The organism is Bradyrhizobium sp. 159, assembly GCF_023073795.1.
In the GTDB taxonomy this organism is placed as follows: Bacteria; Pseudomonadota; Alphaproteobacteria; order Rhizobiales; family Xanthobacteraceae; genus Bradyrhizobium.
Genome location: NZ_JADPKE010000003.1, coordinates 14730 through 27794, shown reverse-complemented (window position 1 = coordinate 27794; position 13065 = coordinate 14730). Strand labels below are relative to the sequence as shown.

Genomic DNA, 13065 nt, shown 5'->3' with positions numbered 1-13065 from the left:
TCCGAAATCAGGAACAAGTGGCAATTCCAGGCGTTGGGGCCGGCACCTAACGGGTGCGGCTCACGTTGGAGGAGATATCGATGAAAAGCTTTCTTGCCGTTGCTCTGCTCGGCACTGCGGTGATCGGCGGCGCTGCGTTCGCCCAATCCGCTCAGCCCGATCGCGCCGCCCCGGCGGCAACCGCCCAACCGGCCGATGCAAAGATGGCGCTGAAGGGCAATTGGCGCGCCTCGAAGCTAATGGGGCTGAACGTCTACAACGAAGCCAACGAGAAGCTCGGTGACATCAACGAACTGCTCGTTGACAAGAGCGGCAAGATCAACGCGGTGGTGATCGGCATCGGTGGCTTTCTCGGCATGGGCGAACACGACATCGCCGTCTCGATGGACAAGCTGAAGTTCGTTGAAGAGCCTGTCCGGACGAGCTCGACCAGCACCTCGACCAGCTCGCGCGACACCACCACGACCGGCGCGGCTTCGACCAACACCACGAACCGCAACGACTGGGTCCCAGACCACGCCGTCATGAGCGGCAACAAGGAGCAGCTCAAGGCGCTCCCGCAGTTCAAGTATTCGGATTACAACTGACGGACAGAACGTTCTTCGAGATTGGGGGTCTCCATCCGGAGGCCCTTTTTCTTCACAGCACCGGTTTTCTTTCACAGCACCCGGTGAAACTGGCCGAAAAGAAAAGGCCCGCCCCGTTTGCGGGCGAGCCATTCATGCGAGCTTACGTTCGCTCAGTGCATGTGAACTAACCAATAGCCGACGCCGCCAACAACGAGCACGGCAGGTACGGCCCACAAAATCAATACAGGCATCTGCTCCTCCATTTGCTGTCCGAACGTTCTCGCCAGCCCGGCTGGGCTTGGCGATACCGTTTACTGTTCGGTGCAGACCTTGGTGGTCTTCACGGCGGACTCGGCTTCCGTCTTGGTCTTGTAGACGCCGTCGCCCACGACCGTCGTGGTGGTCGTCGTCGGTTTGGTGTCAACGACCGTACATTTCTTAGTGGTCGCGTCTCGAACGATGTAGAACTCGGCGGCGCTGGCGGCCTGCGTGCCGAGGGCGAAGGCGGCGAGCGCGCCGCACACGATCAGCTTCTTCATGTGTCCTCCTCAATGCCTCGTAAGTAGTCATTGCCAACGAGCCCGCGCTTCTGAAGTTCCGGTTGTGCCTGCCGGCAGCCCTGCGCCATTTCGGGACAGCAGCAATACGGAAGCGCCCGGCGAAAGTTACCAAGTTTTCCCGGGAAGGAACTGCGTGTCTCAGCCGACGTTGTTAGACGTCGCATTTAGGAGGTTTTGGATGAACAAGCGTTTATTCTTGGCTACGACCGCTGCAGTCGCGATCGCGACTTCGGCCTTCGCTCAATCCTCGTCGAGCTCAAATCCGTCGGCGACGCAGCGCCAGCAGGATTCCACCTCGACGGCGCCATCGTCCTCGACGTCGACCCCGTCTTCGAATTCGTCTTCGGGATCCGCGCAGACCAGTCCTGCGACGAATTCAGCCCAGACCCAGTCTGCGCCGTCGTCCAATTCCGGTACCGGGACCAACACCACGCAGGCGCCGGCCGCGAAGAATTCGGCGAACCAGGCCCAGACCAATCAGCCGTCCAACCAGACCACGGCGCCTTCCAACCAGGCGCAGACCAATCCGCCTTCGAACAACATGAACAACCAGACGCAGAGCGCCAACCCGCCGTCCTCAAGCAGCAATCAGGCGCAGTCGCCGATGGGTAGCGGTTCGATCAACACCGCCCAGCAGCCCACCAATCAGCAGAACACGGCAGATCGTTCGTCGAACACCAACGCGAACACGTCGGTGAACATCAACGACCAGCAGCGGACCCGCATCAGCGCGTCGATCTCGCACCTGAACGTGCAGCCGCTGACCAACGTGAACTTCTCTCTGTCGGTGGGCACGGTCGTTCCGCGCGACGTCCGCCTGCAGCCGCTGCCGGCCGAGGTCGTCGAGATCGTGCCGCAGTACCGCGGTTACCACTTCGTGCTGGTGAAGGACGAGATCGTGATCGTCGAGCCGTCGACCTACAAGATCGTCGCGACCCTGCCGTACTCCGGTCGCTCGACGGCGGCCGCGCCGGCGCGCACGGAGCAGCGCAAAGCGACGTTCAGCGATCGTGATCGCGAAGTCATCCGCAAGCACGCCAAGGCGCGTCCCGTCGAGCGCGAGCGGCAAACGACCGGCAGCACGGTCCGGACCGAGATCCGTCGAGGTGAGCGCGTGCCGGAAGGCGTGGAGATCGAAGCGTTTCCGGAAGAGGTCTATCGGGACGCGCCGACCCTGCGCGAGTACCGGTACATCAACCGCGACAGCCACACGTACATCGTCGAACCCCATGAGCGTCGAGTCATCGAAGAGATCGATTGATCTCGCAGCCAAAGGAGAACACCCATGAAGACCATGATTCTAGGAGCGCTCGCGGCGACCATTATGGCGTCGTCCGCAGGTGCCGCCCCTCTTGCGCCCGCTGCTGTCGCGTCGACGGAGATGGCCAACGTCGACCAGGTTCGCCTGGTCTGCAACGAGTACGGCCGCTGCTATCGCACCCGCGGTCCACGCTATGTCCAGCGCTACTACGGCGGGGACGACGGCTATGTGGTCCGCCGGAGCTACGGCTCCTATGGCGGGCCCGGCTACTATGATCACGGCTACGGCTACTACGGCGGTGGCCCGAGCATCGGGTTCAGCTTCGGCACCCGGAGCTGGTGAACCAGGAAAGGGCCGCTCTCCGAGCGGCCCTTTCGAATTCGGTTCGTTCCTTGGTGATGAGACGTCCGCTGTTGCGAAGCTCCATGACCAGAAGGAAGCGCTGAGGGCGCGGCTACAAGCCGACCTAGTCCGAACGAGCGCGCCGAAATCCAAGCGCTATGGCCAAGATCGAGACCGCGCTGAAGCTGCTCGGCGGCGAGAGTTCGGCCCTGTCGGCGCAGACGAATAGCCCTTTCTGAGCAAGGTGAGAAGTGCGGGGGTTCACGGAAGCCACCGTCTCGCGGCAGTCGCCAGCCGAAGGCCCCAGCCCTGGGGGGCTAGGGGGCTATGAGCTGGGGCCAGTACGGGGTTCGCCCCTTGGGGCAGGGGCGTCGGGAAAACCTTGCACTCGGGCTATCGTTCCTCCGCGCCTCTAAGAATCGTGTCTCCCTGAAAGTCCGTTGCGGCCCGTCGCGCGTGCTCTCTTTCCTTCGGCACCCTGCGGAGACCAAAATTGGCTACTAAGGCACAATTCTCTGTCAGCAGATCGGTGCTACGCTGGGTCCAGCGGGGGACACCAAGTGGCCATCTCCCGGATACTTCAAAACTCGCCTCTCGGACCTGAAGAGATTGCGCGGCTTTCGAGGGCCTACGAACAGGCTCTGCGCATGATTGGCGTACAGGATCGCAACGACCCTCTCACCGAACTGATTGCCAAGAAGGTAATCGAAATCGGTCAGACCGGCCTCAAAGACCCCGCTGAGATCTGCGCTCGGGCCGTCGAGGAATTGGCCCACCGAAAGGATAATTCCGCAAGAAGGTCGTGGTGCGCCGAAGCAACGACCCGACGTCGGTCCAGCTACGGCTGGCGCGGGTAAGGCTCGGTCGCGAGTAGACCGGCTAACCCGGCGACGGCCCCTTTTCGTCGCCGAGCTCCCTGATCATCCTGACGATCTCTCCCGGATGGAAGGGCTTCCTCACGATGCGGCTGCCCGGGACGGGGCGTGGTGTGGCGGGCGAGAAGCCTGTCGCGTAGATGACCGGCAGTTCCGGATCCTGCTCTCGGCAGCGCTCCGCGATCTGCCACCCATCGACTTGTCCGGGCAGCCTAACGTCTGTGACCAGCACGTCGGCGACGTGCCGCTTGCACCAGGCCAGCGCCTCCTCACCAGTGCTCGCGTGGATCACGTGATATCCTGCCTCCCGCAGTGCTTCGACCACGAATTCGCGGATCAGAGGATCGTCCTCGACGAGAAGTACACTCACTGGTGGCTCATAAGGGATGGCATCCGGTACGCAGTCGAACGGCCCAACGGGTCGGTCGTTCCCGAAGGGGAGGGAAGAGAGCCCGGAATGATTGGAGTCCGTGCCGGAGGGGAACCGGGACGACAAGCGCGCCTGCTTTCGTGCAGCGGCACCGACTGGACGATAGCGCTCCTCTTGGAGGCTGAAGCAGCGCTGAAGAACCGCCAGAACCAGTGAAGGAGTAGAAAAGTGGCGGAGACTGTGTGGCTATCTCTTTTTGCAACCTTTAAGTTGCCGCACTGGCTGATGATCGTAGGAGCGCTGCTAGTAGCGATCGGCTGCATTGGCGCCCTCGTCAAGGAGGAAAATAGAGGAAGTGATTCCTCTCCAGACCAGCCGATCGATACTCCGCGCCCGCAGGTGCCGCCCCCACCAAATCGCCTTAGTTTGGGAGAAGAGAAGCAGGTGCGAAGGCCGCCAGCGTGAACCGGCGGGCCGTCACAATCCTTGGCACGGTCATTGCTAGGCTAAGTGCAACTGGGATTTCATTGATAATGAAACGCTGCCGGCGGTGCCGTTGCTCGATATGCGTCCGCTCCGGTTTTTGTCAGGCGCGTTGCAGTTCCCGGGGGAGCGGCCGTTCGGACGGATCGCGGCCGAGCTTGGATTGAAGCTCGACGAGGTCGGTGAAGACGTCGCCCTGGCGGCGCAGTTCGTCAGCGATCATGGGGTTCTGGCTGGCAATGGTGGAGATCGCCGTGCCGCGCGCGCCGCGGCGCCGCACCGCCGCGACCATGGAACGGAAGTCGCTGTCACCGGAGAACAGGACTATCTCGTCGATGTGCTCGGCGAGCTCCATTGCGTTCACCGCGAGCTCGATGTCCATCTTGCGACTCGCCTTTGGTGTAGAACTACTGGGTTCTGAATCGCGCTACTGTAAAGGTCGAATTAGCGGCATCGCACATTCATGAGGGATCGCGTCGTCACTTCTTCGGAACGAGGTTCGACAACATCATCACCAACTCAGCTTGGCGATTTGTCCCTGTCTTCATAAAAACATACTTTAATTGATTGCGCAGGGTCTGCTTAGAAAGTCCTCGCTCTGCCGCAAAACTGTCCAAGTTCTTGCCGCTCCCAAGAGCTACTGCCAGCCGCGATTCTGCGTCCGTTAGCTCGAAGACCTCGCGCAGAGTCTTCATACCCGCTGACTGCTGCAGGTCAGTGTCGGAGATAACTAATACTGCGTGGAAGAGAGAAAGGGGAGAGTCAGTTAGACCAGAAAGCCTCATTGGGTAGATGACGAGTCGGCCACCTGAAACTTTTTGCAGAACTATGGGTGCGCTAGTGAAGGCTTCAAGGCTCCAGAACATAGCTCTGATGGCGTTATGTAGGAGTTCATTTGATTTCGGGTCCTGGCAGCGAATGCGCCCTGCTGAAATCTGCAGATCCATTCCGATTAATCGCTCCGCAGCTGAATTGACCCGAACCACCTGGCCCGATCGGTCCAGCAGCAGTGCCGCGCGATCAGAGAAATCGAAGGCGTTTAGCGCGGATTCGCCTTTTGCCATGCCTAGCGCTGCGGATGTCTGAACGACCGAATCCAAGCTGTTGGCCAGATTGGAAAGAGCTCGTAGTTCACTTGCGGAGTAGGTGTCTTGGTCCGGAGTCCTTTGCAGACTCAAATTCCATACCAGATCCCCCCGGCCAATCCTGACGCCTGCCCAACCGCTGAGATTACAGGCCCGAAGGAATTCCTGATAGAATGGCGAACGCTTGCGTTCGTCTAATGGCATGCAGTCGTCGTCCGTTGCCACCCCATTCGCCAGGAACGTGGCCTTCCCGCGGTAGCGCTCATCGCGGGTTTGCCATCCATCCTTGACGTAAACATTTGCGCTACGTTCCATTGAAGGAGTTGCAGCAACGATTGGCAATGCTCCGACGACTGGTAACAGTACCGCACCATACGAGCCGGTGCATTCCGCCGCTGTCTCCAATGCGTATGTCCAGAGAGAGGGATCGATCGCGGCGGCGGCCAAAACGCCGCTTAGTCGGTGCAGATCAATCGGTTCCATCTACCATTCCGACGTTCCTGGAATGTGCCGCAGCACCTCGAAAAGCATAGCCCAATTGGGCCATGCTGCCTCAGGAGTTTTGCATTATCAAGGGGTTGGCCGCCGTGTGGTCCCCACTTTCGCAAGGTAGCAAAATGACCATCATGGAAGTTGGCCAGCCTCCTACAGGCCATGTCGCGATTGCACCTCTAGGCATTGTGGCAATGCGGGCTGGTCCGCTGTTCACGGCGTCCGTAAGAAAAAAGACTTCCGCCTTTCATTGAGCGCGTATCGTGAACAATTACGTACACAACTCCTGTCGACCAAGTGTTCTGCCAACCTTTGATATCGACGTTCAACGCAAGGGACGACGCTGGGGATGGTTTATTCGGACAAGCGCAGGGGAGTGCTTACTCAATGGCCGAGAGCGCAGTCGTGCCGAGGCGAGATATAAGGCTGCGCGAGCGCTGTTTCAGCTGTTGGCTTCTCTACCGTACCAGAAAAGCACTCAAAGAACCCTCACGCGCCCAGAGACCAAATAAGCGCTCTTTTGCAAAAGACACGAGAAAAGCAACGTCGAAGAAGAAATGCAAATACAACCTAGGTGCGTTGCGGAGCGTATACCGGGCCGGCAGCGTCTGCCCATCAGGTGCATTGCGGGCCCACCACGGAGACGGGGCTAGCTTTCAAATCCAGCTATTTTCCACGTATGGACCGAACAGGAGTAGATTCGTGGCGCTGGCAATCCATGATTGGGAGGGCATTCATGCCTAACCTCGGCCTACGGATCAGTCCACCCACTGTTGCAACTATTAGCGATTGCCCCCAACGCAAGATGGAGTCGATCCGCACGACCATGTGGCGACTTCGTGCGAACTTCAGAATGTTCCAGTCGGCCCACGCTTCGCCGAGAACGAGGCGGCGAGTCGGACGGCAAGTTGGTCGGCGTACTGCTGATCATGCTCGGCATGCTCTCGATATTAAGCTCGAGCCGCTCGCTTCGGCGCGCGGTCATTTTGCGCTTCAGAAGACCAGGGCCACGGTCATAGCAGCCTCGGGATCACACGAGCAGTCTCAGTCCTCGAGCACACTATCATTTCCCTTGAGGCCTGGGGTGGTCTCACGCTCTAGGACCGCGTGCGGGCGATAGCGCGACTCGCGCTCACGGAGTGCGGGCCTTTCAGACGGATTCCGACCAACCTTACCTTTGAGTTCCGTAAGATCGGTGAACACGTCGGCCTGACGGCGCAGCTCGTCGGCGATCATTGTCGGCTGACCCGCGATGGTGGACACCACGGTAACGCGGACTCCGCGCCGCTGCACTGCTGCAACCAGTGAGCGGAAGTCTCCATCACCCGAGAACAGCACCATCTCGTCCATGTGCCCTGCGAGCTCCATGGCATCAACTGCAAGCTCGATGTCCATGTTGCCCTTGACCTTGCGGCGGCCAGAAGCGTCGATGAACTCCTTGGTGGCCTTGGTGACGACGCTATAGCCGTTGTAGTCCAGCCAGTCGATCAGCGGGCGGATCGACGAGAATTCCTGATCCTCGATAACGGCCGTGTAGTAAAACGCTTTCAGCAGCGTCCCGCGACTTTGAAACTCACTCAGCAGCCGCTTGTAATCGATATCGAAGTTGAGCGACTTGGCAGTGGCGTAGAGATTGGCTCCATCGATGAAGAGCGCAATCTTGCTAGGAGATGACATGACGGATGGTCTCTGGGCCAAGTGCCATGCTGCGGGCTCGTTCATGTGATCCCGCCAACCAGACGACACTTCAAATTTTCATCGAAGCTTGATCTCACAAGACTATACCGTATTCCTTTAACCTTCAAACAGATTTGTCAGACGCTGGATTAATTCGCAAGCATCGTCCGAAGGTGCAAGCCGCAGGTATTGGTGAAGCATGTGCGCCCGGGCGATTTGGTCAGCGCTATCGACTGTCCTCGTCCGCGAGTTCTTTTCGCAGTGCAATCGTGAGCACGACCAACTCTTGCGCTTCCGTAGGGGACTAGCACGCGCCCGAGATATCATTCGCGGCCTCTCACGTATGGACTACGGCCGCTGCGATTCCTCGCTGTCAACTCTTGGCGAGTTCGGATGAACTGGCTGTGCCAGAGGTCGAGGGGCAAAACGGCACCCAACTATGGGGTGTCTTTGGGCCATGAATGATATATCCTCTGTCATCCAGAGGCGGAGTCGGAGTGGAAATTGGTGGCTTGAGCGACTGTATTGCGCATCGCGCCGTTTCGAAGGACTTTTACTCTGCGGCCGATTTCAAAATGCCGCTTTAGTTCGAGCAGTGATTCGAGATCCAGGTATTCATAGACACGAACTAGTCGTCCATCTGAAATGGAGGCGGGTTTGTCGAAGTTCATTGAGAAGGTAAAGGATATAGCTTCGCGGGAGAGCGTAACTACGACGACGTTTGCTTGTCTCTACGACCTCCTCTTACATCACGGACGACAGGCGCCCGACCGATACGCAATATTGGCTCCCGGGTGCCTCCCAATGACATATGGTGCATTGTCGTTGCTGACCCATGATGTCGTGCGCGGGTTGCGCAGTGCGGGAGTGAGCCGAACCGACAGGGTCGCGGTGGTCTTGCCAAACGGACCCGAAGCTGCCGTGGCGATGGTGACGCTTGCCGTAGGTGCCGTATGTGTGCCACTCAGCCCAGACTTCACCTATGATGAATACAAGCGTTACTTCGCTGATCTGGACGTGGCAGCGCTATTGGCCCACGCTGATCCGACCTCGGCCTGCCGTCGCGCCGCGAGTTCGTTGGGTATACGCATCATCGACGTTGTGACTCGTCCGGGCGAGGGGGCTGGCGCATTCCATATTGTTAGTCAGAGAGAACCGCCTAATGATCAGTTAGCGTCCTCTTCCGACGATGCGTTCATTCTTTTGACGTCCGGCAGCACGTCGCGGCCGAAGATGGTGCCTCTGACCCACGCAAGCGTCTGTCTCTCAGCCCGCAACGTCGGTGTGAATCTAGAACTTGGACCGCGAGACCGCCTTCTGAGCGTATTACCTCTCTTCCACGGGCACGGTTTGATCTCGGGTGTTCTGGCCGGCTTGACGGCCGGCTCCAGCGTGGTTTGCACGCCCGGCTTTGATCCAACAGCGTTCTTTGGCTGGCTTCGAAAGTTTCGACCAACCTGGTACACGGCCGTACCCGCAGTCCATCAGGCGATTTTGCGCGAGGCAATTCTGCACAAACAAGCCGCGCGCCGATCCTCCCTGAGGCTCATTCGCTCGGCCTCAACATCTCTTGCGCGCGACGCGCTTAGCGAATTGGAGGCCTTATTTGGCGTCCCGGTAATCGATACCTACGGCATGACCGAGGCCGCAACTCAAATTACGGCAAATCCATTACACCGGCGAAAGCTGGGTTCAGTCGGTCGGCCGGCAGGACCTGAGATCGCGATTGTCGATAGTGAGGGGCGACGATTGCCGGCGGGCAAACGTGGAGAAATCGAGCTGCAGGGTCCCACGATAACCAGACGGTACCACAACGATGCCGCAGCAACCGCGTCCGCATTTCGCAAAAACTGGTTTCGAACTGGCGACATCGGGTACTTTGACGAAGAGGGCTATCTCTTCATCGTCGGTCGGATCAAAGAGATTATCCACAAGGGAGGACAGAAAGTGGCGCCCGCCGAAGTGGAGGAGGCGTTGCTGAGCCATCCAGATGTGATCGACGCCGCCGTTTTCCCGGTACCTCATGAGAGGCTTGGGGCCGAGGTGGCTGCCGCCGTAGTCTTAAGTCGCGACGCCGAGGTTAGTGCGCAGAAGCTGCGAGACTTCGCCCGCAAACTTCTGAGTGGATTCAAGGTTCCGGGCGTCATCCATATCGTCTCGGAAATACCTAAGGGCGCGGGGGGAAAGATAAATCGAGGTCAACTTGCGGCCGCGTTATCGGCAATTCAGCCGAGTACCGACCAGCGTGGAGCAGACATGGTCGCCCCACGTTCGGAATTGGAGTGTCAACTCGCGGGAATCTGGGCAGAAATCCTGGGTAGCGACCAGGTCGAAATAGACCAAGATATCTTTGCCCTAGGCATCGATTCACTTGCCATGGCGCAAATGATCCTGCGTCTGGAAGAGCGTTTCGGGGTTCAAGTGTCCTTCGAGGATATCTTCAGCGCGCCGACCGTTACTGCGCTGGCGAACCGCGTTGAGACATTACGAAAGGGTTCAGGGGAGACGATCCGGCGCATTCCCACTATAGAAGCGGCGGATTGCGCAAAAGCAGATGGCCCACAACCCGTGTCGATTGTGCAAGAGCGTATGTTGCGAGTCGAACGCAAACTCCCCGGACTGCCGCAGTTTAATCTGCCTTTCGCCTATCGGCTGCAAGGAGCACTTGATGTTCCCGCGCTAAGGCAGAGCCTTGGCAGCATGGTGCGCCGGCATGCTTGCCTGCGCACGGCATTTCATTGGCGGAATGAGGCGCCCACCGCCGTCGTGGCGCCGGACGTCGATGTCGAATGGATCTTGAGCATGAAGAACTTGGCAATGCGATCGGGTCCCCGAAGTGCTCGAGCAAAGGAACTCCAGCTCACAAGAGCGAAGCTGGAAGTTCAGCAAGCCACCTTGGAACCGATCGACATGACGCGAGCGCCATTATTTCGCGCGCACCTCTTTAGGCTCGACACGAACGACCATATCCTGCTTTTTGTCGTGCATGACATCATCGTCGACGGGTGGTCGATGGTGGTCTTTATGGAGGAGCTTTCCGAACTCTATTCCGCCTCGGTGAGTGGCAGGAAATCGAAGCTGCCCGAGCCTGAGCTTCAGTTTTCCGAGTTTGCGCGTTGGCAACGTCAGTGGTGCACTGGCATTGCGGCAGATAAACAGTACGCATATTGGAAGGAGCGTCTGAACAAAGTCTCACTCCTATTTAACCCCCCCAAGATCAACGTTGTTGGCGAACTGACGGCGCGCATTATCGAAAGACCATTTCAGCTGTCCGATGAGTTGGTTGTACGCCTGCGAGACTTCTGCCGTAGCCAAGGTGTAACCCTGTTCATGACCTTGCTGGCGGTATTCAAGACGCTCTTGGTGCTGCGAAGCGGATGCAGCGATATCTGCGTGGCTACGCTGATGGCAAATCGCGGGCAGCTCGCGAGGGAAAGCGTAATCGGACCGTTTGCAAACACCACGCTGCTACGGACGCAAATTGACGCGAGTCTAACCTTTGTCGACGCGGTCCATCGCGTACGCGAGACGGTAGTTGCAGCGCACGCAATGCAGGAGCTCCCCTTTGATGTCATTGCCGCACGATTAGCGAAGGAAACGGACCTGAGACCGGCAACACTCGTGCGAATCTATTTCGTTCTTCAGGTTGCGTTTCGCCGGTCACCCAAGTTGCGGGATTTGACGGCGCAACCGTTCACTTTTCAAAAAGCGCGTACTGCAATGCCGATCGATTGCGCCTGGCTTTCGATGGCTCTCCAAGAGAGCCCGACGGGTATCAAAGGAATTTGCGCGCTTAAAAAGGATTTGTTCGCCCCAAACGCCGACCGGGACTGGATTGCGGATTACCTGGCTGTCGTAGCCAAAGCAGTAGCAAACCCTGACAGGGAGCTTGGCAGACTGTGTGATTTTTGAATGCGCGCTGCCGTTCTGGCCGTCGCGATTGGCACTCCTGGCCAACTTCGATGCCGGTAGTAAAGAGCTCGGGCGGCTCAGGCTTGATTATCCACTGGAGAGCGTCGACACTCAGTCGTGGGAGGTTGAGTGTGCTAGTTGATTGAACTTGATAGAGAGAGGCGAAGCAATGTGTGCTTTTCTTATAGATTTGGTCGATCTGGACAATCTAACCGAAGCCAAACGGAAGGCTCTGGTGAAAGGTCTGCAGCGAGAAAGAAAAGCTCTCCAATCGCAACTAGAAGAAGCGAGTCGAGCGCTTAAGGAACTCGATCGCTCGATCAAAGTCGCCGAGCGAAAATCGAAACGTCGCTGAACAGGCTGCCTTTTCGTACTTCGAGTGTTTCATCGCCTCCAGCATGGCACGACGGGCTACCGTTAGCCGCCGTGGTGGTCGGGACGAAACGAGCGACTTTCCAATTCGTCGGATAGATCACCTTCTGGCGGCCGCGAAAAGCCGGGTGGTCATGTACGTCATTTTCAATATTGGCGAGCGTTACTCGTGACAACCGCGCCATATCGGCTCGATATCAGAAACTCGACGTTCCCACCTTCGAGCGGCGAACGGTACGAGTTGCAAATGGGGCGCCACAGCCGGATGCTCGCCCCCTTCTTCATAGCATTCGCAGCGTCTTCTGCGAAAGGAAGAGTGCTTGACGTGGGCTGCGGAACTGGCCACCTCGCCGTGGAGCTTGCAAGGAACCCCGGGTTCACGTCCATCGAGGCGCTCGATCTTTCGGATTCCTATATTGCCTACGCCAAGGCAAGGGAAGCAGACCCCCGCATTAATTTCCAGACGGCAGATGCGTGCAACATTCCGTTTGCCGATAACACCTTTGATCTCACACTATCGATGCTGGTGCTAGCGTTCATCCCGGAGCCGCAACGCGCGATACGCGAAATGGTGCGCGTGACGAGACCCGGCGGAACGGTTTCAGCCTGCATGTGGGACTTGCGCGGTGGTCTCGTCTTCGGCCGCATGTTTTGGGACACGGCAGCCGTCCTCGATGCGAAAGCGGCATATTTGCGCGCCAAGGCCTTGTCTCGGCCCATTACTCGTCAAGGAGGTATCGCAGGTGAATTGAAGCACGCAGGGCTCCAAAATGTGCAGGAAACCGCGCTCACAATCACGATGAACTTTGTCAACTTTGATGATTTTTGGACTCCCTTAGACGGTGGCGACGGTATGTTCGCGACTTATGTGGCGGCGTTCGACGTGAGTAAAAGACAATTCAAGAAGGCGCTGCGTCTTGCCTATCTCGACGGATCTCCCGATGGTCCTCGCACTTATTTCGCAAGTGCTTGGGCTGCGCGCGGTACGTGCCCGCGGTACGCCGAAGATTGCGCGGAAGTGGTTTAACGCTCTGAGGTCGCGTCGGCAAGCCGCCGACGAGCGATGA

At 58.3% G+C, this 13065-nt stretch carries 9 protein-coding genes and 1 pseudogene; 5 read left to right on the top strand and 5 right to left on the bottom strand.

Annotated elements, in window-relative coordinates; all coding sequences use genetic code 11:
• Positions 1-80: 80 nt before the first annotated feature.
• Entirely contained in the window at positions 81-587 is a 507-nt protein-coding gene (locus IVA96_RS00310) for a PRC-barrel domain-containing protein (protein WP_247414868.1), read from the top strand.
• 293 nt (positions 588-880) lie between these two features.
• On the opposite strand, the gene IVA96_RS00305 is transcribed toward IVA96_RS00310, so the two are convergent.
• On the bottom strand, positions 881-1108 hold the full coding sequence (locus tag IVA96_RS00305; protein WP_038383553.1) for a hypothetical protein: 228 nt from the start codon (positions 1106-1108) through the stop codon (positions 881-883).
• A gap of 199 nt (positions 1109-1307) precedes the next feature.
• Between IVA96_RS00305 and IVA96_RS00300 the strand changes: the two genes are divergently transcribed.
• Both IVA96_RS00300 and IVA96_RS00295 read left to right on the top strand, forming a co-directional pair.
• Positions 1308-2390 carry a DUF1236 domain-containing protein gene (locus IVA96_RS00300; RefSeq protein ID WP_247414901.1) on the top strand — a complete coding sequence of 361 codons (1083 nt, stop codon included), beginning with the start codon at positions 1308-1310 and terminating at the stop codon, positions 2388-2390.
• 24 nt (positions 2391-2414) lie between these two features.
• Complete coding sequence (locus IVA96_RS00295) at positions 2415-2732, top strand: hypothetical protein (RefSeq protein WP_247414866.1); 318 nt, start codon at positions 2415-2417, stop codon at positions 2730-2732.
• 879 nt (positions 2733-3611) lie between these two features.
• Here IVA96_RS00295 and IVA96_RS35525 read toward each other — a convergent pair.
• The 4 genes and pseudogenes from IVA96_RS35525 to IVA96_RS00275 form a co-directional block, all read right to left on the bottom strand.
• The gene (locus tag IVA96_RS35525) at positions 3612-3977 is read right to left on the bottom strand and encodes a response regulator (RefSeq protein WP_247414864.1); all 366 of its coding nucleotides are present in this window, start codon (positions 3975-3977) and stop codon (positions 3612-3614) included.
• A gap of 604 nt (positions 3978-4581) precedes the next feature.
• A pseudogene (locus IVA96_RS00285) lies at positions 4582-4842 on the bottom strand (NYN domain-containing protein); the annotation flags it as partial.
• A 97-nt stretch (positions 4843-4939) separates the two neighbouring features.
• Entirely contained in the window at positions 4940-6028 is a 1089-nt protein-coding gene (locus tag IVA96_RS00280) for a PAS domain-containing protein (RefSeq protein WP_247276753.1), read from the bottom strand.
• A gap of 1053 nt (positions 6029-7081) precedes the next feature.
• On the bottom strand, positions 7082-7714 hold the full coding sequence (locus IVA96_RS00275) for an NYN domain-containing protein (protein ID WP_247276771.1): 633 nt from the start codon (positions 7712-7714) through the stop codon (positions 7082-7084).
• 645 nt (positions 7715-8359) lie between these two features.
• Here IVA96_RS00275 and IVA96_RS00270 point away from each other — a divergent pair.
• Both IVA96_RS00270 and IVA96_RS00265 read left to right on the top strand, forming a co-directional pair.
• Positions 8360-11626, top strand: coding sequence for an AMP-binding protein (locus IVA96_RS00270; RefSeq protein WP_256464564.1), 3267 nt, complete (start codon positions 8360-8362; stop codon positions 11624-11626).
• A gap of 619 nt (positions 11627-12245) precedes the next feature.
• Positions 12246-13025: a class I SAM-dependent methyltransferase gene (locus IVA96_RS00265; protein WP_247414860.1), complete on the top strand. Its 780-nt coding sequence runs from the start codon at positions 12246-12248 to the stop codon at positions 13023-13025.
• The last annotated feature ends 40 nt before the right edge of the window (positions 13026-13065 follow it).